At 74.3% G+C, this 23,602-nt stretch carries 22 protein-coding genes and 1 pseudogene; 8 read left to right on the forward strand and 15 right to left on the reverse strand.

Going from position 1 to position 23,602, the window contains the following annotated elements:
- Positions 1-25 precede the first annotated feature (25 nt).
- Positions 26-832, reverse strand: coding sequence for an NERD domain-containing protein (locus ACFY15_RS02145; RefSeq protein ID WP_390824885.1), 807 nt, complete (start codon positions 830-832; stop codon positions 26-28).
- Between the two features lie 178 nt (positions 833-1,010).
- Between ACFY15_RS02145 and ACFY15_RS02150 the strand changes: the two genes are divergently transcribed.
- Positions 1,011-1,613, forward strand: coding sequence for a hypothetical protein (locus ACFY15_RS02150; RefSeq protein ID WP_390685334.1), 603 nt, complete (start codon positions 1,011-1,013; stop codon positions 1,611-1,613).
- A gap of 280 nt (positions 1,614-1,893) precedes the next feature.
- A pseudogene (locus ACFY15_RS02155) lies at positions 1,894-2,268 on the forward strand (ATP-binding protein); the annotation flags it as partial.
- A 68-nt stretch (positions 2,269-2,336) separates the two neighbouring features.
- On the opposite strand, the gene ACFY15_RS02160 reads toward ACFY15_RS02155, so the two are convergent.
- Genes ACFY15_RS02160 through ACFY15_RS02170 form a run of 3 tightly spaced genes read right to left on the reverse strand, consistent with a single transcriptional unit; the run spans position 2,337 to position 4,309 of the window.
- Positions 2,337-2,612: a hypothetical protein gene (locus tag ACFY15_RS02160; RefSeq protein ID WP_390685333.1), complete on the reverse strand. Its 276-nt coding sequence runs from the start codon at positions 2,610-2,612 to the stop codon at positions 2,337-2,339.
- 10 nt (positions 2,613-2,622) lie between these two features.
- Entirely contained in the window at positions 2,623-3,342 is a 720-nt protein-coding gene (locus ACFY15_RS02165) for a TetR/AcrR family transcriptional regulator (protein WP_390685332.1), read from the reverse strand.
- 37 nt (positions 3,343-3,379) lie between these two features.
- Complete coding sequence (locus ACFY15_RS02170) at positions 3,380-4,309, reverse strand: diiron oxygenase (protein ID WP_390685331.1); 930 nt, start codon at positions 4,307-4,309, stop codon at positions 3,380-3,382.
- Between the two features lie 177 nt (positions 4,310-4,486).
- Here ACFY15_RS02170 and ACFY15_RS02175 point away from each other — a divergent pair, with 177 nt between their 5' ends.
- Positions 4,487-5,593 carry a ferritin-like domain-containing protein gene (locus ACFY15_RS02175; RefSeq protein WP_390685330.1) on the forward strand — a complete coding sequence of 369 codons (1,107 nt, stop codon included), beginning with the start codon at positions 4,487-4,489 and terminating at the stop codon, positions 5,591-5,593.
- Positions 5,594-5,796: 203 nt separating this feature from the next.
- Here the strand turns inward: ACFY15_RS02175 and ACFY15_RS02180 are convergent, their stop codons facing one another.
- Together ACFY15_RS02180 and ACFY15_RS02185 are read right to left on the reverse strand one after the other, a co-directional pair.
- Positions 5,797-7,257, reverse strand: coding sequence for a penicillin-binding transpeptidase domain-containing protein (locus tag ACFY15_RS02180; RefSeq protein WP_390824886.1), 1,461 nt, complete (start codon positions 7,255-7,257; stop codon positions 5,797-5,799).
- Positions 7,254-8,690 (reverse strand): FtsW/RodA/SpoVE family cell cycle protein, encoded by a 1,437-nt coding sequence (locus ACFY15_RS02185; protein WP_390685328.1) that lies wholly within the window; start codon positions 8,688-8,690, stop codon positions 7,254-7,256. Before ACFY15_RS02185 ends, ACFY15_RS02180 begins: the two co-directional genes overlap by 4 nt.
- 110 nt (positions 8,691-8,800) lie before the next feature.
- Here ACFY15_RS02185 and ACFY15_RS02190 point away from each other — a divergent pair, with 110 nt between their 5' ends.
- The 3 genes from ACFY15_RS02190 to ACFY15_RS02200 all read left to right on the forward strand — a co-directional run bounded on the left by ACFY15_RS02190 (position 8,801) and on the right by ACFY15_RS02200 (position 11,040).
- The gene (locus tag ACFY15_RS02190) at positions 8,801-9,190 is read left to right on the forward strand and encodes a DUF6325 family protein (protein WP_390685327.1); all 390 of its coding nucleotides are present in this window, start codon (positions 8,801-8,803) and stop codon (positions 9,188-9,190) included.
- Positions 9,190-9,648: an SHOCT domain-containing protein gene (locus ACFY15_RS02195; protein WP_390685326.1), complete on the forward strand. Its 459-nt coding sequence runs from the start codon at positions 9,190-9,192 to the stop codon at positions 9,646-9,648. Before ACFY15_RS02190 ends, ACFY15_RS02195 begins: the two co-directional genes overlap by 1 nt.
- 234 nt (positions 9,649-9,882) lie before the next feature.
- Positions 9,883-11,040, forward strand: coding sequence for an NlpC/P60 family protein (locus ACFY15_RS02200; RefSeq protein ID WP_390685325.1), 1,158 nt, complete (start codon positions 9,883-9,885; stop codon positions 11,038-11,040).
- Here ACFY15_RS02200 and ACFY15_RS02205 read toward each other — a convergent pair.
- The 5 genes from ACFY15_RS02205 to ACFY15_RS02225 all read right to left on the reverse strand — a co-directional run bounded on the left by ACFY15_RS02205 (position 10,992) and on the right by ACFY15_RS02225 (position 17,155).
- Positions 10,992-12,251: a styrene monooxygenase/indole monooxygenase family protein gene (locus tag ACFY15_RS02205; RefSeq protein WP_390685324.1), complete on the reverse strand. Its 1,260-nt coding sequence runs from the start codon at positions 12,249-12,251 to the stop codon at positions 10,992-10,994. The genes ACFY15_RS02200 and ACFY15_RS02205 overlap by 49 nt on opposite strands.
- A gap of 90 nt (positions 12,252-12,341) precedes the next feature.
- Positions 12,342-12,983, reverse strand: coding sequence for an ATP/GTP-binding protein (locus ACFY15_RS02210; RefSeq protein ID WP_390685323.1), 642 nt, complete (start codon positions 12,981-12,983; stop codon positions 12,342-12,344).
- Positions 12,964-13,347: a DUF742 domain-containing protein gene (locus tag ACFY15_RS02215; RefSeq protein ID WP_042811570.1), complete on the reverse strand. Its 384-nt coding sequence runs from the start codon at positions 13,345-13,347 to the stop codon at positions 12,964-12,966. The genes ACFY15_RS02210 and ACFY15_RS02215 overlap by 20 nt, the downstream gene beginning before the upstream one ends.
- Positions 13,344-13,820 carry a roadblock/LC7 domain-containing protein gene (locus ACFY15_RS02220; RefSeq protein WP_390685322.1) on the reverse strand — a complete coding sequence of 159 codons (477 nt, stop codon included), beginning with the start codon at positions 13,818-13,820 and terminating at the stop codon, positions 13,344-13,346. The genes ACFY15_RS02215 and ACFY15_RS02220 overlap by 4 nt, the downstream gene beginning before the upstream one ends.
- Positions 13,817-17,155: a nitrate- and nitrite sensing domain-containing protein gene (locus tag ACFY15_RS02225; RefSeq protein ID WP_390685321.1), complete on the reverse strand. Its 3,339-nt coding sequence runs from the start codon at positions 17,153-17,155 to the stop codon at positions 13,817-13,819. The genes ACFY15_RS02220 and ACFY15_RS02225 overlap by 4 nt, the downstream gene beginning before the upstream one ends.
- A gap of 415 nt (positions 17,156-17,570) precedes the next feature.
- Between ACFY15_RS02225 and ACFY15_RS02230 the strand changes: the two genes are divergently transcribed.
- Positions 17,571-18,344, forward strand: a complete 774-nt coding sequence (locus ACFY15_RS02230; RefSeq protein ID WP_390685320.1) for a hypothetical protein — start codon at positions 17,571-17,573, stop codon at positions 18,342-18,344.
- A gap of 20 nt (positions 18,345-18,364) precedes the next feature.
- Here ACFY15_RS02230 and ACFY15_RS02235 read toward each other — a convergent pair whose 3' ends face one another.
- Entirely contained in the window at positions 18,365-18,805 is a 441-nt protein-coding gene (locus tag ACFY15_RS02235) for a MarR family winged helix-turn-helix transcriptional regulator (protein WP_042818349.1), read from the reverse strand.
- Between the two features lie 134 nt (positions 18,806-18,939).
- Positions 18,940-21,336: an endopeptidase La gene (gene lon / locus ACFY15_RS02240; RefSeq protein ID WP_390685319.1), complete on the reverse strand. Its 2,397-nt coding sequence runs from the start codon at positions 21,334-21,336 to the stop codon at positions 18,940-18,942.
- A 125-nt stretch (positions 21,337-21,461) separates the two neighbouring features.
- Between lon and ACFY15_RS02245 the strand changes: the two genes are divergently transcribed.
- Positions 21,462-21,863: a RidA family protein gene (locus ACFY15_RS02245; RefSeq protein ID WP_390685318.1), complete on the forward strand. Its 402-nt coding sequence runs from the start codon at positions 21,462-21,464 to the stop codon at positions 21,861-21,863.
- Here the strand turns inward: ACFY15_RS02245 and ACFY15_RS02250 are convergent.
- Both ACFY15_RS02250 and ACFY15_RS02255 read right to left on the reverse strand, forming a co-directional pair.
- Positions 21,860-22,606, reverse strand: coding sequence for a DUF4097 family beta strand repeat-containing protein (locus ACFY15_RS02250; protein ID WP_390685317.1), 747 nt, complete (start codon positions 22,604-22,606; stop codon positions 21,860-21,862). The genes ACFY15_RS02245 and ACFY15_RS02250 overlap by 4 nt on opposite strands.
- Positions 22,607-22,700: 94 nt before the next feature.
- Entirely contained in the window at positions 22,701-23,549 is an 849-nt protein-coding gene (locus ACFY15_RS02255) for a sulfurtransferase (RefSeq protein ID WP_390685316.1), read from the reverse strand.
- Positions 23,550-23,602 lie beyond the last annotated feature (53 nt).

Here is a 23,602-nt window from a genome sequence, read left to right on the forward strand (position 1 = left end):
GGGGGCGGGCGGGCGGCCAGGTGGGTTACGGCTCGGGCGTCCAGGTCGTCCGGGAGCGGGCCAGCGTGAACAGGGCCTCCACGTCCGGCGGTTTGAGGGTCGGGGGGATCGCACGGAGGGTGACCGCCAGGGTGGGGGGCTGGAGGACCAGGACGTCCCGGAGGGTGGGGGCCACTTCCACCCGGGAGGAGTCCGCGAGGGTCAGGGCCGGGGTGACCGGGGACGCCAGGGCGCGGGCGGCGCGGGCCGCCGCGCGGCGGATCCAGCGGGGGTCCGGGCTGGGGGCGCTGCGCCCCACCGTCAGCAGGAGGTCGCCCACCTGGGCGCGCCGGCGGCGGCCCGGGACCGTACGGAGGGCGAAGACGCCCGGCGGGCCGATGAGCAGGTGGTCCAGGAGCCCGAGGCCCGGCAGGGGGACGTCGTGGACGGCCCGCCAGTCATCGGCTTCGAGGAGGTCGAGCTCCACGCCCGTCCGCTGGAGCGCCAGGAGTTGACGGCGCATGCGGTGCCGGGTCCGGCCGACTCCCGGTGTGCCGTACGCCAGTTCGCCGAGCAGCGTCTCGCCGGGGAGGTTCGGGGCCAGGTCGTGGTCCGGCGGGAGGTACAGGCGGCGGAGTTCGGCCGGGGTGGGGACGGGGGGCGGCCCGATCGTCCAGTCCCCGCTCAAGTAGGGGCGCAGCGCCGCCAGTACGGCCTCGCGCCCGTCGTCCGACAGGATGCTGATCCGCCTGGTCCGGCGGTCGTACCAGGCCACCGTCCGGCCGTCGGGCAGGCTGACGTAGAGCCGGCCGCGGCCGGGCCGGCCGCTCGGAAGGACCTTGAGTCCGCGCATCGGCCTCACCCCCGCGTCCATGTGAGCAGGCGCCGCCGCAACTCGGCAATCCCTCGAACATGTAACAGCTCCGTCGGCTCGCTGCTGCCTTCCTGTTACAAGGCCAGCGCCCTACCGCAACAGCCCGCGCCTACGTTGGAGCCACACCCGCCGGCACCGACCGTACCCAAGGACTCCCGTGAACACCGTCAGCCGCCGCACCATCGTTCGCGCCACCGCCGTGACCGCATGCGCCGCGGGCCTGCTGGCGCTGCCCACCGCCGCCGCGCTCGCCGACGGGGTCCCGGCCGCGTACGCCGCCGGCGCGCCGCGGACCCTGGTCGGCAGCCTCGCCCTCGCGGACGGCCGCTCGACCGCGAACGTGTACCGCCTCGCGAAGGACGCCTACCAGGCCGAGATCCTCCGCTCGGGCGCCACGGTCGCAACACTGACCAGCCGTGACGGCACCACCGGCGTGGGCGGGGCCGGCGAGCTGCACGCCGCGCTGCGGCCGGACGGGCGACTCTCCTCCTGGGTCGGCGAGACCCCCGCACGGGACGGCTCGCACACGGTGGCCGGTGACGGCCACAAGACGGCGACCCGCCGGGGCGCCGGGCACGTGGTGCCTGCCGACGCCGAGACCCACCGCATCGCCGGCACCGCCGAGGCGCTGCGGCTGAACACCCTGGCCGACGGCCCGGGCGGCGGGGTGCTGCTGCTCGCGGCGGGCGGCGGGATCGCGGCCGTGGGCGCGGCCGGACTGGGCTTCGCCATGCTGCGCCGGGGCCGTACGGACGGCTGAGCCCCGGGGCGCGGGGACGACTCCCGGCTGATGACCGGAAATCCCGAAAAGGGCTTATCTCCGCATAAGGCGGTCGGGACGACGTCCCTGACGACTGCCTGATCCACGCCCGGAGAGGAGGGCCCGCGCCGTGCGCTTGCCCCGCTCCCGCGCGGGTGCGCATCCACATGCGGGCTCGCACAGGGGTGCGCGGTCGCGTGCGGGTGCCGGTGCGGGTGCCGGGCTGGTCGTCCTGCTGGTCCTGCTGCCGTCGGCCGCCGGCTGCGGGAACACGGGCGGGCTCAGGGCGTCGGGGACGGACACGGAGATGGTCGTCGTCCGGGACGCGCACGTGGAGACAAACCGGCGGCGGCTGGAGCGGGTGCTGGGGAACCTGGTCGCGAACGCCCACAAGCACGGGCGGGGGCCGGTGGTGATGACGGTGAACGGCCCGGTGGTGACCGTACGGAACCACGGCGACGGGTACCCGCAGTACCTGCTGGACGGGGGGCCGCAGCGGTTCCGGAGCGGGGGCGGGGGGCACGGACTCGGGCTGACCATCGCGGCGGGCCAGGCGGAGGCGATCGGCGCCCGGCTGGAGTTCCGCGCGGCGCCGGGTGGCGGGGCCCTGGCGGTGCTGACGCTGCCGGCGTCGCCGGCGCCGCCGGCGTCGTAGGGGCCGGGCCCCTGTAGGGCCGGGTGCCACGGGGGGCCGGGCGGCGGCTGCCCGCCCGCCCCCGCCGGTCAGGCCTCGCGCCGCGGGGGCTTCGTCCACGGCCAGCGGAGCTTCGGCTTCTCGCCCGTCGGGCAGAACGCGTACTTCCACCCCTTCTGGAGCCCCAGCCGCTTCGTGTACCCCGAGGGCACCCGCTCGTACAGCAGGACCGTCGGCGGTCCCCCGTCCGCCGCCGGGACGGGGATCTCGTACCACTTCGGCGGGTGTCCCGTCGGGCCGAGGAGGATCGGGAGGACCCGGCCGTCCATCGGTCCGCCCTCGAAGGGGGTCGGTTCGCTTCTCACCCCACCAGTGTCACAGCAGGTGGGCCGCGTCGGAGACCACGGGGATCACGCGCCGTGCGAGGACGCCCGCCGGGCCGTCCGCGCGTTCCAGGGCGAGGGCCGCGCGGGCGGCGGAGGCCGTTTCGGGGTCGGTGGCGGCGGTGGCCGTCAGGAGGGCGATGAACTGGTCCACCAGCCAGTCCCGGAGGGTGGCGGCCTCCGGCTGCTTGCCCTCGTCCAGCCAGATCAGGGAGGCCGCCTCGACCGCCGTGATCCAGGTGCGGACCATCATCCGCAGCCGGGGCCCGGGCCCCGGGGCGGGCAGCTCCAGGTGGAGGAGGATCTGCTCGGCGGCCGCGCGGCGGATGCCGTCCACCGTGGCGGTGGTGCGGGAGGTCTCCACGACGCTGCCGCCCTGGAGGAGGGCGGCGAAGCCGGCGTCGTGTTGGTCGACGAAGGCCAGGTAGCGGTCGAGGACCCGGGTGAGCCGTGCGGTCAGCGGGCCGGCCTGGGGCTCGGCGAAGCAGAGTTCGAGGACGTCCGCCGCCGAGCGCAGCGCGGCCTCGTACAGCTGCTGCTTGCCGCCGGGGAAGTAGCGGTAGACCAGCGGTCGCGAGACCCCCGCGGCCTCCGCGACGTCGTCGAGGGAGATCTCCTCCGGGGCCCGGTGCGCGAACAGCGACAGGGCCGCGTCGAGGAGTTGGGCTCGCCGCTCCTCGACGCTCAGTCTGCGGTAGGCGCGTACGGTCATGTCCGCAGCGTAGACGTACGGTGCGGCCGGCGGGGGCTTACGGGAGGAGGCCGGAGCTCTTCCAGAGGCGGCGGCCGGCGCCGCGCAGGACGCCGATGTCGTCGAGGAAGTCGGTGAGCCGCCTGGCTCCGGTCTGCATGACCTCGCGGCGGTGGCCGCTGGCCTTGACCTGGGCGACGGCCTCGCGCCGGTCGAGGCCGACGTTGTCGTAGACGGCCGGGTTCACGAAGGCGAGGGAGAAGACGCGGGCGGCCTCGCCGCAGCTGAGCCGGGTGAGTTCGCGCTCCCAGCGGGGGGCGGTCAGCATCTGGCGGCGCAGCTCCTCGCGGGCGTAGCGGACGTGCCGGGCCTCCTCGATGACGTGGATGCGGGTCACTCCGCGCACGAGGGGCTGGATGCGCTCGTCCGGGAACGTCAGGCGCTGCATCCAGTCGAGGATCTCCTCGCCGAGGAGGGTGCAGGCGAAGGAGCCGGGGGTGGTGGAGACCGTCTTCAGGATCCGGGCGAGGTTGTGGTTGGCGCGGGAGACCGGGTAGGCGGGGGCGCCGCCCGTCCGGATCATGCGGGCGAACATCATCGAGTGGCGGCACTCGTCGGCGATCTCGGTGAGCGCGTAGCGGACGTGGTTGCTGGTCAGCGACTTGTCGTAGATGTGCCGGACCAGCAGCTGCATGAGGATGATCTCGAACCAGATGCCGAGCGAGGCGAGGGCGGCCGCTTCGTGGCGGGAGAGTTCGATGCGCTGCTCCTCCCCCATCTTCTTCCACATCGGGGTGGCGTAGAGGGAGAGCAGCTCGGGCGGCCAGTAGTACTTGCCGTCGACGGGCGGGGCCTCCCAGTCGAGGTCCTTGTCGGGGTCGAAGGAGTGCTTCGCGGAGGATTCGAGCAGGCGCTCGGCGATCTGTTCGCGGTCCTTGAGAAGGCCGAGGGCGTCACTCAGCGCGGCTCGCTCCGTCACGGTCGTCATGGCTTCGGGCCCCTCGGCGGTCGGGTTACCAGCGGTCAGGTCTTATAAGACTGCTTGTCAGCAAGGCCGTCAATCCCTCGCGCACGACTTGTTGACCCCGTGTCTACCAACGTGTGACGCTGCCAACCGTCCAGTCCTGTACGGCAGTACGGCAGTACGTGAGACGAGGAGGCGTCAGTGTCGACGCACGAGCTCTACACCACGGCCCCGGGCGAGGGCGTCTGGCAGGTGCCCGCCGGCGGCTCGGCCCGCTTCAGCTGGGAGTACGACGAGGGCCGCGAACGCCTCCTCGCGCTCTACCAGAAGGGCAAGGACAAGCAGTGGGACGGCGCCAAGCGCATCGACTGGGACATCGAGGTCGACCCGTACGACCCGCTGGGCACCCCCGACGAGGTCCTGACCCTCTACGGCACCCGGCACTGGGCCAAGCTGACCGAACGGGACAAGGGCGAGCTGCGCCGCCACTACAGCGCGTGGAACTTCAGCCAGTTCCTGCACGGCGAGCAGGGCGCGATGGTGTGCGCGGCGCGCATCGTGGAGTCCGTGCCGGACCTGGACGCCAAGTTCTACTCCGCCACCCAGACCATGGACGAGGCCCGGCACGCCGAGGTCTTCGGGCGCTTCCTGCACGAGAAGGTCGGGATGCTCTACCCGATCAACGACAGCCTCCAGGGCCTGCTGGGCGACACCCTGCGCGATTCCCGCTGGGACATGCCGTACCTGGGCATGCAGGTGCTCATCGAGGGGCTGGCGCTGGCCGCGTTCGGGATGATCCGCGACACGACGGACAAGCCGCTGCCCAAGCAGATCCTCGCGTACGTGATGCAGGACGAGGCCCGTCACGTGGCCTTCGGGCGGATGGCCCTGCGCGACTACTACCGGCAGCTGACGGACGCCGAGCTGCGCGAGCGCGAGGAGTTCGTCATCGAGGGCTGCCACCTGATGCGCGACCGGCTGCGCGGGGTGGAGGTGCTGGAGAACTTCGGCATCCCGCGGCGGGAGGCCGAGGAGTTCTCCGAGCAGTCGGAGTTCCTCCACCTGTTCCGCAGGCTGCTCTTCAGCCGGATCGTGCCGTGCGTGAGGGACATCGGGCTGTGGGGCGAACGGCTGCAGAAGGCGTACCGGGACATGGGCGTCTTCGAGATGGGTGACTCCAACCTCGACCTGCTGATGACCCAGGACGAGGAGATCGCCGAGGCCCTCGACCGGGAACGCTTCGCGACCGAGGAGCGGGAACGGGTGGCGGAGGTGGAGGCGGCCATCGAGGAGGGCGCGGGAGCCTAGGCGGCGGGCGGGGGCGGGCCCCGGGGGGGAACCCGGGCACCCGAGCCCGGGGACGGGCCTGGGGGCGGAGCCCCGAGGGCCGGACCCCGGAGCGGAGCCCAAGGCCGGGCCCGGGCAGGCGGGCCCGGGCAGGCGGGCCCGGGCAGGAGGGCCCGGGCAGGAGGGCCCGGGCAGGAGGGCCCGGGGGGCGAGGCGTCGGTTCGTCAGTGGCCGGACAGGGACGCCCGCATCATCGCGCGGGCGATCGGGGCCGCCGCGCCGTTGCCGCTGATGTCCCCGCGGACCGCCGAGGCGTCCTCGACCACCACCGCCACCGCGACCGCCGGCACCGACGTCTCCCCGGCCCCGGCCCAGCCGATGAACCATGCGTAGGGCGTGCCGACGTTGCCCACGCCGTGCTGTGCGGTGCCGGTCTTGCCGCCGACCCGGGCGCCCGGGATCGCCGCGTTGCGCCCGGTGCCCTCCTCCACCACCTTCACCATCAGCTCCTGCATCCGCAGCGCCGTCGGCGGGCTCATGGCCCGGCCCAGGGTGCGCGGGCCGGAGCGCCGGAGCAGGCCGCCGCCCTGACGGGTCGTACGGTCCACCAGGTAGGGGGTTTCGATCTCGCCGCCGTTGGCCACCGCCGCCGCCACCATCGCCATCTGCAGCGGCGTGGCCCTGGTGTTGAACTGCCCGATCGAGGACAGCGCCAGCTGGTCGGGGCTCATGTCGGTGTCGAAGTTCGACCGGGACACCCAGGACGGCACCCGCAGCTCCTCGTCGTTGAACCCGAACCGCTCCGCCGCCTCGACCATGCCCCTCAGGCCCACCCGCACCCCGATCCCGGCCATCACGGTGTTGCAGGACCACTGCACCGCCTCCGCCATCGAGGCGTCCTCGCAGCCCGTGCCCGCGTTCGGCAGCAGGGTGCTCGTGCCCGGCAGCGGGTACGGGTCCGGGGTGCGGGTGGGGGCGTCCACGTCGTTGACCACGCCCGCGTCGAGGGCCGCGGCGGCCGTCACGATCTTGAAGGTGGAACCTGGCGGATAGGTCTCGCGCAACGCCCGGTTGAGCATCGGCCTGGCGGGGTCCGCGTTCAGCCGGGACCAGGCCTCCTTGACCTTCGTACCGGTGCCGGAGAACAGGCCCGGGTCGTAGGAGGGGCTGCTGACCAGGGCCAGGATCCGGCCGGTCGCCGGCTCCAGCGCGACCGCCGCGCCGCGCTTGCCACCGAGCCCCTGGTACGCGGCCCGCTGCACGTCCGCGCGCAGGGTGGTCGCGGCGTCGCCCCCGGCGGGGCGGCCCCGCGAGAGGTCGTACCAGAGGGGGAAGGCGGAGAGCCCCGGATCGGTGCCGGCCAGGACGGCGTCCTCGGCGCGCTCGGCGAAGCTGGTCCCGTACGTCTGGGAGGAGAAGCCGGTGACGGGCGCGTAGAGGGGGCCGTCGGTGTAGGTCCGCTCGTAGCGCAGCAGCTGTCCGCTGTCGCGGGAGCCGGTGACGGGCCGGCCGTCGACGAGGAGGTTCCCGCGCGGCTGGGCGTAGCGCGCGACGGCGGGGCGCTTGTTGGCCGGGTTCGCACCGTAGGCGGCGGACTCCCAGACCTGCACGCGGGCCACGTTGACGAGGAGGGCGGCGAGGAGGAGCACGCAGAAGTACCCGCACCAGCGGATGCAGCGGATCATCCCGGCCCTCCGGTGGCCCCGGTGCCCACGGGCAGCCCGGTACCCCCGACTCCCCCGGGCAGCCCGGTCAGCCCGCCGCCGCGGGCGCTGTCGCTGAGCCGGACCAGCAGGGCGACGATGATCCAGTTGGTGACGACGGAGGAGCCGCCCTGGGCCAGGAAGGGCATGGCCATGCCGGTGAGCGGGATCAGGCCGGTGACGCCGCCCGCGATGACGAAGACCTGGAGCGCGACGATCGAGGCCAGCCCGGTGGCGAGGAGCCGTCCGAAGGGGTCGCGGAGGGCGAGCCCGGCACGGAAGCCGCGTGATACGAGGAGCCCGTAGAGGAGCAGGAGGGCGCTCAGGCCGACGAGGCCCAGCTCCTCGCCGGCGGTGGCGAGGACGAAGTCCGATTTGGCGGCGAAGCCGATGAGGAAGGACTGGCCGTGGCCGATGCCTGCGCCGAGGAGGCCGCCGGCGGCGAAGGCGAAGAGGGACTGGGCGAGCTGGCCGGGACCCTCGCCGCGGTCGATGGAGGCGAAAGGATTCATCCAGTCCTGGACGCGGCTGTGGACGTGCGGTTCGAGGGTGCCGACGGCGTACGCGCCGAGCGCGGCGAGGAGCAGCCCGACCGCGATCCAGCCGATCCGGCCGGTGGCGGTGAACAGCATGATCACGAAGAGGCCGAAGAAGAGGAGCGAGGTGCCGAGGTCCCGCTCCAGAACGAGGACGCCCACGCTGAGCAGCCAGATCGTGAGGATCGGCCCGAGCACCCGGCCGGGCAGGAGCCGGAGCCTCCAGAAGAGCCGGCGGCCGGTGAGGGCCAGGGCGGTGCGGTTGGCGGCGAGGTAGGCGGCGAAGAAGACGGCCAGCAGGATCTTGGCGAACTCCCCCGGCTGGAAGGAGAGCCCGGCGAAACGGATCCAGATGTGGGCGCCGTTGACGGCCGGGAAGAAGACGGGGACGAGCATGAGCGCGAGGGCGGCGGTGACGGAGAGGTAGGCGTACCGCTGGAGTACCCGGTGGTCGCGCAGGCCGGCGACGACCAGGGCGAACAGCCCCACCCCGAGCCCCGACCAGCGCAGCTGGTCCCCCGCGCCGGCCTGGCCCGGGGTGGCGAGGTCGAGCCGCTCGATGAGTACGAGGCCGAGTCCGTTGAGCAGGACGGCGATGGGGAGGAGGACCGGGTCGGCGTACGGGGCCCGGAGGCGTACGGCGAGGTGCGCGACCAGCGCGGCCACGGCGAGGCCCGCGGCGTAGTGGGTGGTGGGGTGGTGGGCGGCGGGGGCCGGGTCCCCGTCGGCGAGGCCCACGTAGGCGTGGCCCAGCGCGGAGATCAGGACGGCTCCGGCCAGGAGCATCAGCTCGATGCCCCGGCGCTTGGGGGTGCGGACGCCGGGGAGAGGGGGCGGAGCGGGCTCCGTCACCTTCGCCGTCAGGGCTGGCGGGGGCATAGGGGAAACGTAGCAAGTCAGCCACCCCTCTGTCCGGTTATGCCATAGTCTGCCGAAGAGTCGTCAGAAACGGTCGGAATCGCCACGATCAGGAGCCGGAGCCGAGCCTTATGGGACCTGTGGAATTCATCGTCCTCGCCTTCCCGGAGGAACAGCTCCGAGTCCCGGCGGTCGAGGCCGTCATGGGGCTGCGCAAGACCGGGGTGGTGCGCCTGATCGACGGCCTCGTCACGACGAAGACGGCCTCGGGGGAGGTCATGGCGGCGGAGTTCGACGAGTTCGTGGAGCTGCGCGGCCTGCTGGCGGGGCGCGACGTGGCCCGGCTGATCGGCCCGGAGGACGTGCGCGAGGCGGCGGAGCTCCTGGACCGGGGCAGCAGCGCGCTGTTGCTGGTGGTCGAGCACGTCTGGGCGCAGGACGCGGCCGTCGCCGTACGGGCGGCGGGCGGGCGGATCGTGGGCTCGGTCCGGATCCCGGCGGAGCGGGTGGAGGTGGCCTGATGTTCATCCGGCCGGTGAACGTGACGGTGACGCCGGCGGCCCGGCCTCCGGGCCACCCCCTGCTGCGGGGCCTGCTGCTGCGGGCGGCGGGGGCGGCGGAGTGGAGCCAGGACGTGGGGGTGGGGGAGGGGGAGGGGGAGCGTTTCGGTGCCGGTTCGGGGGCCGGTGCCGGTGGGGGTGACTCCCTCGCCGACGCGTTCGCGGAGGACGAGGCCGAGGCCCTGGCGGAGGCTGCGGGCGCTGCCGGGATGGAGGGGCGGGCGGAGGCTGCGGACGAGGCCGACGCGATGGCCCGGCCGAGTCCCTGGCCGGCCGTCCCGCCCCCGACACCCCAGCCGGCGCCGCCCGCACACGGAACCCTGGTCCCGGAGCTCAGCCAACTGGCCGACCTCGCCAGGGAGGGGCTGCTGACCCCGGAGGAGTTCAGCCGGGCCAAGGCGCGGCTGCTGGAGGGGTGAGCGGGGCGGGGGGCGGGGGGCGGGGCGGGGGGCGGGAACGGAGCGCGGCGGGGTCGGTGGGGCGGGGTCTCGGCCGGGCGGTCCGGGGAGGCATCGGGGGGTTCCCGTCCGTCTCGTCGTCCTTCCGCGTCGGGCCGTTCCGCCCCCGTCCGGGTGACCCCGCCGCCCCCCGCCGGGGGTGGTCCGGAGTCCCCGGGCTCGGCCGTGGCAGCATCAGGCCGCGGAGGTGATTACATGACAAAACGACTGTTGAGCACCGGCTGTCTCGCCGCCGCCCTCGCCGGCGTCCTCGTCGCCGCCGGTCCGCCGCCCGCCGCCCGGGCCGAGCCCGTCGGGGAGTTGCTCACTCGGCTCCAGGGGCTGTACCAGAAGGCCGAGGAGGCCGCCGAGACCTACAACGCCGCCGAGGTCGCCCTCAAGGCCCGGCAGGCGGAGGAGGAGCGGCTCAGCTCCGCCCTCGGCAGGGCGCGTTCCGCCCTCGACTCCGAGCGGGCCACCGCCGGGCGGCTCGCCCGGGAGCAGTACCAGGCGGCGCAGGGCAGCGGCCTCTCCCCCTACCTGCGGATGCTGCTTTCCGGCAATCCCGGCCAGGCCCTCGACCAGCGCCGCCTCGCCGCCCGCGAGGGAGCCCGCCGGGCCGGGGTCGTGGCGCGGCTGGAGCGGGACCGGAAGCAGGCGGGTACGCTCGCCGACGCCGCACGCAAGGCCCTCGAAGCCCAGCAGGCCCTCGCGGCGCAGCAGAAGGAGGCCCGCCGGGACGTCACCGGCCGGCTCAAGGAGGTCGAGCGGCTGCTCGCCTCGCTGACGCCGGCCGAGCTCGCCGGGCTCGGCGCGCGGGAGGCGGCCGTCACCGCCGGGGCGCAGCGCTCCCTGCTGGACTCGGGCCGGCTGCCGGCCCGTACGACCCCGCCCACCGCCGCGGGCGACGCCGCGCTGCGCTACGCCGCCGCCCAGATCGGCAAGCCGTACGTGTGGGGCGCCGAGGGCCCGGCCTCGTTCGACTGCTCAGGGCTGACCTCGCAGGCCTGGCAGCACGCCGGGCGGTCCATCCCCCGCACCAGCCAGGAGCAGTGGGCGCAGCTGCGCCGGGTACCGCTGGAGCAGCTGCGACCGGGGGACCTGGTGGTCTACTTCCCCAAGGCCACCCATGTCGCCCTGTACATCGGCGATGGCAAGGTGATCCAGGCCCCCCGGCCGGGAGCCAGGGTCAAGGTCTCCCCGATCGCGGCGAACCCGCTCCTGGGCGCGGTCCGCCCCGACCCTGAAGGGACCCCCCTCGCCCGCTTCACCCCGCCGCCGCTGCCCGAGGGCGCGGCGGCGGACGGCGCGGCGGACGACCGGGGCTACGACGCGGAGGAGGGGCCGGCCGCCTCCGCGACCTCGGCCAGGTAGTCCTCCGCGTCCTGCGGGTCGTAGAAGTACGCGTCGAAGTCGGCCGGGTTGTCGAAGCCGTTGGCGAATCGGTCCGCCACCCGCTGATACTTCCCGGCCGCCCCGATCAGGTTCAGGACGTGCTCGGGCGGGGCGCCCAGCATGGCGTTGCTCCACTGGGTGACGGGCTTGCCCGTGGTGAACCAGTACTTGTCGAACGTCGCCTTCATCCAGGCCTCGTCGAACGGCTTGTCACCGTGCATGAGGATCGACGACAGGTACGAGGCCGCGCACTTGGCGGCGGCGTTCGCCCCCTGCCCGGTGATCGGGTCGTTGGCGACGACCACGTCCGCCACGCCCAGCACCAGGCCGCCGCCCGGCAGCCGCCCGACCGGCTTGCGCACCACCGGCGCGTAGCGGCCGGCCAGGGTGCCGCCCGCGTCGGTCAGTTCGACCTTCGTGGCGCGGGAGTACTCCCACGGCACGTGCTTCTTCATGAGCTCCAGCGTCAGCGCCAGGTGCTCACCCGGGTCGTTCACCCCCCGGAAGACGTCCAGCGGCCCGCCCGGGAGGCCCTCCCAGAACAGGATGTCCGCCCGCCCCGACGTCGTCAGCGTCGGCATGACGAACAGTTCGCCGACGCCCGGGACGAGGTTGCAGCGCACGGCGTCGGTGTCCGGGTGCTCGGGGCGCGGCCCGAGCCCGTGCACGTAGGCGACGGCCAGCGCGCGCTGCGGGCTGTCGTACGGGGAGCGTGCCGCGTCCCGGCCGAACATGGAGACGAGCTCGCCCTTGCCTGCGGCGACCAGCACCAGCTCGTAGGCGCGCGAGAAGTAGTCCAGGTCGGCGACGGACGCGCCGTGGATGACGAGCTGGCCGCCGCGCTGCACGAACACGTCGAGCCAGCCGGCCATCTTCACGCGCTGGTCCACGGACTGCGCGTAGCCCTTGAGGCGCCCGAGCCAGTCGACGGCGCGGCCGCCGTCGGGGGCGGCGACGGAGACGCCGAGGCCCTGGATCCGGGGGGCCTGCCGCTCCCAGAAGTTCAGCTGGAGGTCGCGCTCGTGCCGGAGCGCGGAGTCGAACATGCACTGCGTGGACATGACCCGCCCGGTGCGGATCTCGTCCGCGGTCCGGTTGGACATGAGGGTGACCTCGTAGCCCTTCGCCTGGAGGCCGAGGGCGAGCTGGAGGCCGGACTGCCCGGCCCCCACGACAAGTATCCTGCGCATCTCACGTTCTCAATCTGGCGGTACGGGCACTGCACGGGCACTGCCGCCGCTCCGGGCGGTACGGACCGCGCCCGGGGCCGACGGGCGGGGTCATGCGGGTGTGGCGTCCAGCGCGTGGCCCACCAGGGTGAGCAGGGACTCGACGACCGTCTCCCGGCGCCGCGCGTCCATGATCACGACGGGTACGTCGGGCGGGATGGTGAGAGCCTCCCGCACGTCCTCCGGCTCGTACTCCTTCGACCCCTCGAAGTGGTTGACGGCGACGGCGTACGGCAGCCCGCAGCTCTCGAAGTAGTCGAGGGCGGGGAAGCAGTCCCGCAGCCGGCGCGTGTCGGCGAGCACCAGGCCGCCGATGGCTCCGCGCACGAGGTCGTCCCACATGAACCAGAACCGCTCCTGGCCCGGGGTCCCGTACACGTAGAGGACGAGGTCGTCGGCGAGGGTGATGCGGCCGAAGTCCATCGCGACGGTGGTCGTGTTCTTGTCCGGGGTCCCGGTCAGGTCGTCGGTGGGGACGCTGGCCTGGGTCATCACCGCCTCGGTGCGCAGCGGGGTGATCTCGGAGACGGAGGACACGAAGGTGGTTTTGCCGACGCCGAAGCCGCCCGCGACCAGCACCTTGACGGCGACGGGAGCGCGCGAGCGGTCGTACTGCCACGGCTGGACGGGTTCGTCGTCCAGCAGGAGCGCGGTGTCCGGACCAGAGACGGCTTCAGAGACGGCGAAGGCCATCGAGCACCCTTTCCAGCAGCGCGCGTTCGGGGCGGCCGGTGCCGTGCCCGGTGCCGTAGACGCGGATCCGGCCCTGGTCGGCGAGGTCGCTGACGAGGACCCGGACCACGCCGAGCGGCAGCTTCAGCAGTGCGGAGATCTCGGCGATGGTCCGCATGCGCCGGCACACCTCGACGATGGCCCGCATCTCGGGCATCCGGTCGGGCGTCTTGGCCGGACCGGCGTCCAGGGTGGCGACGAAGGTCTCCACCAGCAGGACCTGCGTGAAGCGGGTGCGGCCGCCCGTGAGGGAGTACGGGCGGACGCGGGCGGGGCGGCGGTCGGCTCCGCGTATCGGCAGCCGGTCGGAGGCCGGACTCCTCACGGGGTGTTCTCCATCGACTGGCGCAGCTCGCTGCGGACTTCGGGGGTCAGGACGTGGCCGGCACGGCCGACGAACAGGGCCATGTGGTAGGCGACGACGCCCATGTCGCAGTCGGGCGTGGCGTGCACGCCCAGCAGGGAGCCGTCACTGATCGACATGACGAAGACGGAGCCGTTCTCCATCGCCACCATCGTCTGCTTGACCGTGCCGAACTCCATCAGGGAGGCGGCGCCGGTGGTGAGGCTGCCGAGCCCGGACACGATGGTGGCCAGGTCGGCCGAGGCCCCCCGGGGGCCCTTGGGCCGGCCGGCCCTGCCCGACTCCGGCGCCGCCTCGGAGGAGAGCAGCAGCAGCCCGTCCGAGGAGACCACGGCCACGGAGTTGACCCCGGGCACCTCCTCCACCAGGTCGGTCAGCAGCCACTGCAGGTTGCGGGCCTGGCTGCTCAGTCCGTACGTACTGGGCGCGGTCATGTGCGTGCCTCCTGTGCCGTGTCCCCCTGGTCGGTGTGTCCCTGTCCGTGGGCCTCCTGGGCCCCCGGACCCCCCGGGGTCTGCCGCTGGTCCTGCGCGAGTTCGGCGGCGACGACCCGGCGCCCGTCCTGGGCGCCCTGGTAGAACCCGCCGAGACGGCGGCGCAGTTCCTCGGCGTCGACCCGGCGGGGCTCAGGGCGGGCCGCGGCGGGACGTCCGGCGCCGCCGCCGGGGGCGGCCACGGCGCGCGGGGTGCGCTTGGGGAGGCCCTTCGCGGTGACGGCCTCGGTGACGGGCTCGGGGTGGCTGCCCTGGCGGGGGACGAAGCCGTCCCCGGCGTCGGGTGCCCGCCCGTGCCCGCCCTGGTCGGGGTCGGCTGCCGGTGTGCGGCGCGGCAGTCTCGCCTTGCGTACGGGGGCTCCGGGCGCGGGGTCCGTCCCGCCGGCGGGGTCGCCCGCCGCAGGGGCACCTGCGCCGGCGCCGGCCGTGAAGACCTGGTCGGCCGGGGGCAGCTGCGCGTCCTCGAGGGCCCCGGCCGGCGGGACGACTCGGGCGGGCCGGTCCTCGCCCCCGTCGTCCGCGGACTGCGGGTCGGCCGGGTGCGGGGCGGTGTCGGCGTCCCGGTCGGCGACGGCGGCCTTCTTGGTGAAGGCACGCTCCCCGAAGGCCTCGGCCACGAGGTCCGCGGCGGCGAAAAATCCGATGTCGTCGGAGTCGGCGTCGGAGTCGGCGCTGTCGACGCCGTCGGTCTCGGACCCGGCGGTGTCGGCCTCGACGTCGTCGGACCCGGCACTCACGGAACCGGCGGCGTCGAACGCAGCAGCCTCGGAGTCGGCGCCGTCGAAGCCGACGGTCTCGGACCCGGTGGCGTCGAACGCAGCGGCCTCGGACTGGGCAGCCTCCGGCTCGGCGGCGCCGGCCGCGGCAGCCCCGGACGTGGCGTCACCGGAACCGGCGCCCTCGGACTCGGCGGCGCCGGACTCGGCGGCCTCGGACTCGACGGCCTCGGACTCGACGGCCTCGGACTCGGCGGCCCCCGGGTCAACGGCGGCGTCCCCGGCGGCACTGGCCTCGACGGCAGCGGCCCCGGCAGCGCCCGTCTCAACCGCGTCAGCCTCGGACTCGGCGGCCCCGGGCTCAACGGCAGCGGCCCCGGCGGCCCCGTCCCCGGTGGGCTCCGCGTCGAAGGCCTCGGCCGGCGGGACCACCTTGGCGGTCTCCTCGGGGGCCGGCGCGTCGGCCGTGGCCGGGCGCAGCCGGGGCGGGAGGGTGTGCTCGTTGGCCTCGGCGATCACGCCGGGCAGCTGGAGCGCGGGCACGCCGGAGGAGCCCAGGCTGTGGACCGGGGAGGCCGGCGGGGCGTCCGGCAGCAGCGAGGCGGGGATCACGACGACGGCCTCGGTACCGCCGTGGGCGGCGGTGCGCAGCTCCGCGGTGACGCCGTGGCGCGCCGCGAGGCGTCCGGCGACGTAGAGGCCGAGGCCCAGGCCGTGCTCGGCCTCGGGCTCCTCGTCGTAGGCCTCGGGCGAGGCGAGACGGGAGTTCAGGGAGTCGAGCCGGTCCCCGGTCACGCCGATGCCCTCGTCGACGACGGACAGCACCACGTCGCCGGCGTCGGTGATCAGGCCGGAGACCTTCACCTTGGCGTCCGGCGGGGAGAAGGTGGTGGCGTTCTCCAGGAGCTCGGCGACGACGTGCGAGATGTCGTCGGCGGCGTGCCCGGCGACCTGCGTGTAGGAGGGCAGGGTGGTCAGGTCGACGCGCTCGTACCGCTCGATCTCGCTGACGGCGGCGCGCATGACGTCGACCAGCGGCACCGGCAGGCTCTGGCCGTGGCCGTGTTCCTGTCCGGCGAGGACCAGCAGGTTCTCGTTGTGGCGGCGCATGACCGTGGCGAGGTGGTCCAGCTTGAAGAGGGTGGCGAGCCGGTCCGGGTCGCCTTCCTTGGACTCCATGTCCTCGATGACCGCGAGCTGGCGCTCGACGAGGCCGAGGGTGCGCAGCGAGAGGGAGACCGAGGTGGTCGACATGACGCGGCGGTGCTCCTCCAGCCCCGCGCGCAGCTCCGCCAGCTCCTTCTCCAGGGCCTTGCGGCCGGCGGCGGTCTCCCGCTCCAGGGCCTCACGGCCGGAGGTGAGGGCCTCGTTGCGGCCGATGAGCCGACGCCGGTCGGCGTCGAGTCCGGCGACCTTGGTGTGGAGGGCGACGGTCTGCTCACGGACCGCGTTGAGGTGGCGGACGACCTCGGCGAACTCGTCGTTGCGGCCGGTGAAGCGCACCGGCTCCTGGGCGCCCTCGGGGGTCGCCAGCCGTTCGGCGCCGCGGCGCAGTACGGACAGGGGCCGGGTCAGGGAGCGGGCGACGGCGGTGGAGAAGCCGATGACGAAGAGGAAGAGGACGCCGAGACCGGCGACCATCAGCTCCAGGCGGGTCACGTCGTCGTCGCGCAGGGTGGCGAGGGCGGTGGCCCGCTGGCCGGCGAGGGTGGCCTCGACGGAGCGCATGCGGTCGATGCGGGCGGTCAGCGCGGCGGCGAGGGCGGCCGGGTCGGTGGTCTTGCGTTCGGCGGGGGTCAGCGCGGGCCGCTCGGTGAGCCGCTTGAGCTGGTCCTCGGCGCTCTTGACCTCGGGGCCGGTGACGGTGGCGGCGAGGGTCTGCCGGACGTCGGGGCGCGCGGCGCGCGTGAAGTCGTCGAGGGCGGCCTGCTCGCGGACGCGGGAGCGCTGCGCGGCGGCGCTGAGCTCGTCGGCGACGGCGCTGCCCGGGGCCTGTTCGGCGCGGGGGACGGCCAGCGCGGCGAGGAGCAGTCCGCGGGCGGCAGAGGCCTGGTCCACGGCCTGGCTCAGCGGGGCCATGGGGCGGGTGAAGGCGAGGGCGGCGTCGGCGCGGGGCGGGGTGAGCTCGGCGAGCCGGTCGCCGGGCGCGAGGAGTTCGGTGAGGACGCCGGCGTAGGCCTGCTGTGCGGCCACGGCGGTGCCCTTGCCGTCGACGGCCTCGGCGCGGGCGGCCCTGACGTGGCCGAGGGCGCGGGCGAGGTCCTCGTCGGCCTCCGGGCGGAGTTCGGCGAGCTGCCGGTCGGTGCGCGCGGTGCGCTCGTCGACGGGGGCCTTGGCGTTGCCGGGGCGGCCCTTGGCCACGTACTCGACGACGGCGTCGCGTTCGTCGCCGAGGAGGTGGACGAGGGTGAGGGCGTGCTGTGTCTGCTCGGCGAGGGTGACGAGTCGCTGGGAGTCGTCCAGTTCCCTGGTGGCGGAGACGACGGCGGGGGTGCCGGCCGCGAGGACGGTGAGTCCGGCGACTGCTACTCCGACGACCAGCCTGCTGCGGACGCGCACGCGTCGTCCTGCGTTGGCGGGTCCGTCGGCGCTGGCGGTGCCGTTCTTCCGAGACCGCTTCTTCTGCACCGGTGCTCGCAATCCTGTACGTGAGGTCGTGCTCGTCTACTCGTGTGGCCGAGGTAACGGCCGGTCAACAAGTAAACGCCCCCTGCCCCCTCGTACCGCCTCAGACCTTCGCAGTGTGTTGGGAGGAGAGCCGCACATCGCCCACCCGGCCACTCGAAGGAGTGAACATCACGGAGGAGTGGCCGACCAACTCGGGCACAGCGCGCCAGGGGCCCTCCTTGGACGGGTGGTTGAAGGTCGGGGCGGGCTTTGGCAATATGCCCGCCCACACTTACCGGCAGTACCTGTTCCGATATTGGTACGTACCTTCCCGGCGCCAATCGGCCCCGGTGGGCAGAATGTCCCCATGCGCATCGACCTCGCCTCGGCCCCCGGAAGTGCGGAACGCCCCAACGAGGACTGGGTGTCGGCGTCGACACCTGCGGCGGGAGGGGGTGTTGTGGTCGTCCTGGACGGGGTCACTCCGCCACGCGGGGACGACGGGTGCGCGCACGGGGTGCCCTGGTTCACCACCCGGCTGGGCGGCCGATTGACCGAACTGTCCGGATCGCGGCGGGACATGCCGCTCGACCGGATCCTGGCGCGGGCCATCGGGGACACCGCCGACGCACACCGTGACACCTGTGACCTTTCTCACGTCCGGACCCCGCAGGCGACGGTGGTGATGGCGCGCTGGGACGCGGCCTGCGTGGAGCACCTCGTGCTGTCGGACTCCGTGCTCCTGCTGCGGGCGCCCGGCGGCGTGGTCACGGCGGTGCTCGACGACCGGCTGGACCGGATCCCGCAGGAGGTGCGCGGCTCGGTGGCGGCGACGGACGCGCTGCGCAACGCCGAGGGCGGGTTCTTCACGGCCGCCGCGGACCCGTCGGTGGCGGCCCGGGCGGTCACCGGGCGCACCCCGCGCGACCGGGTGGGGGCGCTCGCCGCGCTGACGGACGGGGCGAGCCGGTGGACGGACACGTTCGGGGAGGGCGACTGGGCGGCCTGTCTGGACGTGCTGCGCGAGGAGGGGGCGCGGGGGCTGATCGGGCGGGTCCGGGCCATCGAGTCCGATCCGCTGCGCCCGCCGGCCCGCCACAAGCGGCACGACGACGCCTCGGCGGTCTACGCGGAGCTGTGAGGCGGCGCTCCGGGCGGGTGCTACTCCTCGCCGGAGTTCAGCTGGTTCAGCAGCCGGGCCAGCTCGGCGACCTCGCCGCGGTCCCAGTCGGCCAGCTTGCGCATGTACTGCTCGCGCCGGGCCCCCCGTACGCGCAGGAAACGCTCCCGGCCCTCGTCCGTGAGGCCGACGAGGAAGGCGCGGCCGTCGGCGGGGTCCGGCTCGCGGGCGACCAGGCCCAGGAGCTCCAGGGCGCGCAGCTGCCGGCTCATCGTGGCCTTGCCGACGCCGAAGTAGGCGGCCAGCTCGGTGGCCCGCTGGCGGCCGGCGGCCTCCAGGCGGACGAGCAGCCCGTACGCGGCGGGCTCCAGCTCCGGGTGCAGGGCCCGGGCCATCTCGCCCGAGGAGGCGCGGGCGCGCCGAAGGAAGACGGACAGCTCCCGCTCCAGGGCGAGGAACTCCTGGTCTTCACTGCCGTGCACGTGCCGCTCCCATCGGTGATGGGGGTGCGAGCCTGGCACCCCTGTACGGGTCCAGTATTTCGCAGGTGGTGCGCCGCAGGCCCGGGGCCCCGCCGGTGCGGGGTCCCGGGCCTGCGGTGACGCTGCGCCGCCGGTCAGGCGGCCTTGGTGAAGGAGACCACCGCCGGGGCGAGGGCAAGCTCCAGCACCTGGCGCACGTCGGTCACCGGGTGCACCTCCAGCCCCTCCAGCACCTCACTGGGGACGTCGTCCAGGTCGGCCTCGTTGCGCTTCGGAATGATCACCGTGGTCAGCCCGGCCCGGTGCGCGGCGAGCAGCTTCTGCTTGACCCCGCCGATGGGCAGCACCCGCCCGGTCAGCGAGACCTCGCCGGTCATGGCCACGTCCGTGCGGACCTGGCGGCCGGAGAGCAGGGAGGCCAGCGCGGTGGTCATGGTGATGCCCGCGCTCGGCCCGTCCTTGGGGACGGCTCCCGCCGGAAAGTGGATGTGCACGCCCCGGTCCTTCAGGTCGGCGACCGGGAGCTCCAGCTCCGCGCCGTGCGAGCGCAGGAAGCTGAGTGCGATCTGCGCGGACTCCTTCATCACGTCGCCCAGCTGCCCGGTCAGGGTCAGCCCGGCGGCCCCCGTCTCGGGGTCGGCCAGGGACGCCTCGACGAAGAGCACGTCGCCGCCGGCGCCGGTGACGGCGAGGCCGGTGGCCACGCCCGGGACGGCCGTGCGCCGCTCCGCCGGGTCCTGGGCCGACTCCGGCACGTGGTGCGGGCGCCCGATCAGGCCGCGCAGCTCGCCCGCGCCGATCGAGAACGGGAACTCCCGCTCGCCCAGCTCGTGCTGCGAGGCGACCTTGCGCAGCAGCCGCGCGATGGACCGCTCCAGGGTGCGCACGCCCGCCTCGCGGGTGTACTCCCCCGCGAGCTTGCGCAGGGCGTCCTCCTCCAGGACCACCTCGTCGGCGGCGAGGCCGGCGCGCTCCAGCTGGCGGGGCAGCAGGTGGTCGCGGGCGATGACGACCTTCTCGTCCTCGGTGTAGCCGTCGAGGCGCACCAGCTCCATGCGGTCGGCCAGGGCCTCCGGAATGGCCTCCAGCACGTTGGCGGTGGCCAGGAAGACCACGTCGCTCAGGTCGAGCTCGACCTCCAGGTAGTGGTCGCGGAAGGTGTGGTTCTGCGCCGGGTCCAGTACCTCCAGCAGGGCCGCGGCGGGGTCGCCGCGGAAGTCGGAGCCGACCTTGTCGATCTCGTCGAGGAGCACGACCGGGTTCATCGACCCGGCCTCCTTGATCGCCCGTACGATCCGGCCCGGCAGGGCGCCGACATAGGTGCGGCGGTGACCGCGGATCTCGGCCTCGTCGCGGACGCCGCCGAGGGCGACGCGGACGAACGTGCGGCCCATGGCGTGGGCCACGCTCTCCCCGAGCGAGGTCTTGCCGACTCCGGGGGGCCCGACCAGCGCGAGCACGGCGCCGCCGCGCCGCCCGCCGATGACGCCCATCCCCCGCTCGCCGCGCCGCTTGCGCACGGCGAGGTATTCGGTGATGCGGTCCTTCACGTCGTCCAGGCCGGCGTGCTCGGCGTCGAGCACGGCCCGCGCGCCGCGGATGTCGTAGCTGTCCTCGCTGCGCTCGTTCCAGGGCAGCTCCAGGACGGTGTCCAGCCAGGTGCGGATCCAGGAGCCCTCGGGGCTCTGGTCGCTGGAGCGCTCCAGCTTGTCGACCTCCTTGAGGGCGGCCTCGCGCACCTTCCCGGGCAGGTCGGCGGCCTCGACGCGGGTGCGGTAGTCGTCGGACTCCTCGCCCTCCTTCTCCCCGCCCAGCTCGCGCAACTCCTTGCGGACGGCCTCCAGCTGGCGGCGCAGCAGGAACTCGCGCTGCTGCTTCTCCACGCCGTCCTGGACGTCCTTGGCGATGGACTCGGCGACGTCCTGCTCGGCGAGGTGGTCGCCGAGCGCCTTGACGGCGAGCCGCAGCCGGGCGACCGGGTCGACGGTCTCCAGCAGTTCGACCTTCTGGGCGACGGTCAGGAACGGCGAGTACCCGGAGTTGTCGGCGAGCGCCGACACTCCCTCGATCTGCTGCACCCGGTCCACGACCTGCCAGGCGCCGCGCTTCTTGAGCCAGCTGGTGGCGAGGGCCTTGTACTCCTTGACGAGCTCGGCGACCGATCCGGGCAGCGGGTCGGGCACCTTCTCCTCGACGGTCTCCCCCTCGACCCAGAGCGCCGCTCCGGGCCCGGTGGTCCCGGCGCCGATCCGGACGCGTCCTCGCCCGCGGATCAGCGCCCCGGGATCTCCGTCGGAGAGCCGCCCGACCTGCTCGACGGTCCCCAGCACACCGATCCCGGCGTACTTCCCGTCGACCCGTGGCACGAGCAGCACCCGGGGCTTCCCGCTGCCCCGCGCGGCCTGCGCGGCCTCGACGGCCGCGCGCACCTCGGCGTCGGACAGGTCCAGCGGGACGACCATCCCGGGCAGCACGACCTCGTCGTCGAGCGGCAGCACGGGCAGGGTGAGCGTTACGGACGTCGAAGCCATGATCTTCCCTCCGGCAGTGAAGTTGAGCTATGCCGACTCAATGCTTCTGCGCGCCCCGATGTTCCCCAACTGGCGTTCGCCGGGGGCGAACACCACCGTCCGCCGCCGCGTAGCACCATGACGCCATGACAGACATACGACGCACCGTCAGCTCGGGCTCCCCGCTGGAGCCCCGGATCGGGTTCTCGCGCGCGGTGCGCGTCGGGCGGCACGTGGCCGTCGCGGGTACGGCGCCGATCGGGGACGACGGCTCCACCGTCGGCCCCGGCGACGTCCACTCCCAGACGCTGCGCTGTCTGGACATCGCCCAGCGGGCCCTGGAGGAGGCGGGCGGCTCGCTGGAGCACACCGTGCGGACCCGGATCATGCTCACCGACATCACCCGCTGGGAGGAGGCCGCGCGGGCCCACGGCGAGCGCTTCGCCGGCATCCGCCCGGCGGCCACCTTCGTGGAGGTGTCCCGCTTCATCGACCCCGCCTGGCTGGTCGAGGTGGAGCTCGACGCGATCCTCGACGAGGAGGACTAGGAGGCCGCGACCCGGATGTCGCCCGAGGAGGTGCGCACCGTGATGGCCGCCGCGGCACCGGGGGTATCGGCCAGGGCGAGGTGCCGGGTCCCGGAGGCCGTGTCCGTGGACAGCCGGTACGGGCCCTGTGGGGCCGTCAGGCCGACGTCGCCGGAGCTGGTGGTGACCGACACCGAGGACGGCGACTTCGCGAACTCCGCCCCGACGTCCCCGGAACTGGCCCGGAACTCGGCCTCGGCCCCCTGAAGACCGGTCGCGGTGATCCGCCCCGAGGACGTGCGGACCTTCAGCGGGCCGGTGATCCCCTCGGCCCGGACGTCCCCGGACGACGAGGTCAGGTCGGCGCGGGCCACCCCTTTGACGGTGATGTCGCCGCTGCTGCTCTCCACCCGCACCCGCGCCGCCGCCGGAACCTCCAGGCGGTAGTCGATCCAGCAGTCGTCCTCGCAGCCGTCGCTGAAGGTCAGCACCCCGCCCGAGACCCGCTGTCCGGGCGCGGGCGCCGTGCCGCCGCGGTAGTGGACGACCCGGCGGACGCTCACCCCGGGCCCGGTGCCCGCGGCCACCTCGACGTCACCGCTGCGGACGTCCTTCAGCTCGACCGCCGTCACCGCCTCGGAGACGGTGGCGTCGGCGTCGGCGGTGTTCACGGGGCCCACCCCCGTCAGGGCGCAGCCGGACAGCAGGAGGGCGGCCCCGAGGGCCGTGACGGCGAGGCGGGTTGACGCGGTGTGAGGTGCCATACCCCCAGCCTGCCCAGTGCGGCCCCGAACCGCGCGGGTGCAGGCATCCCGACCGAGGGTGGTGCCAGCCCCACCCCCGGCCCCCGCCCCCGTCTCAGCCCCCGGTCGCCACCGGCCGGTCCGAGGGCATGCCCCACTCGCTCCACGAGCCGTCGTACACGGCGCTCTCCCCGTACCCGGCCAGCGTCGCCCCCAGGGCGAGCACGCACGCCGTGACGCCGGAACCGCAGCTGAAGTAGAACCGCTCCCGGCGGCCGGCCAAGGCCTCGAAGGCCTCACGGAGTTCCCCGGCCGGGCGCATCCGCCCGTCGGGCCCCTGGAGCTCGCCGAACGGCAGGTTCAGCGCGCCCGGCATGTGCCCGCCGCGCAGCCCCGGCCGGGGTTCGGGGGCGGTGCCGGCGAACCGCTCCCGCGTCCGGGCGTCGAGCACGGCGGCGGCCGGGTCGCCGAGCGCGGCGGCGACGGTGTCGGCGTCCACGAGCAGCCCGGGGCGCGGCCGGGCGGTGAAGGACCCGCGCGGCCCCTCGTACGCCGCCGCCGCGGCCTCGACGGGCAACCCCGCGGCCCTCCAGGCGGGCAGCCCGCCGTCCAGCACGGCGACCCGGTCGAAGCCCATGGCCCGGAACATCCACCAGGCACGGGCACTGGAGTAGATGCCGGCGGCGTCGTACACGACCACCCCGTCGGTGTCATCGACGCCGAGGCCCCGCACGGCCTCCTCGAACGCCGCCGCCGTCGGCATGGTGTGCGGGACGGGGGCGCAGTGGTCGGAGAGACCCCCGTCCAGGTCGAAGGGCCGGGCCCCGGGAATCCTCGTGCCCCCGCCCCGCCGCGCCCCGACGGAGGCGTCGAAGACCACGACCCGGCTGAGGTTCCCGCCGAGCCAGTCGACGGTGACGAGGGGCCCGGGTATCGCGGGCACGGGTGTCTCGGGCACGGGCATGCGGAGCCTCCGGGGCGGGGTCGTGAACGATATCCCGCCCATCCTCGCCCACC

The organism is Streptomyces sp. NPDC001373 (assembly GCF_042895815.1).
Lineage (GTDB): Bacteria > Actinomycetota > Actinomycetes > Streptomycetales > Streptomycetaceae > Streptomyces.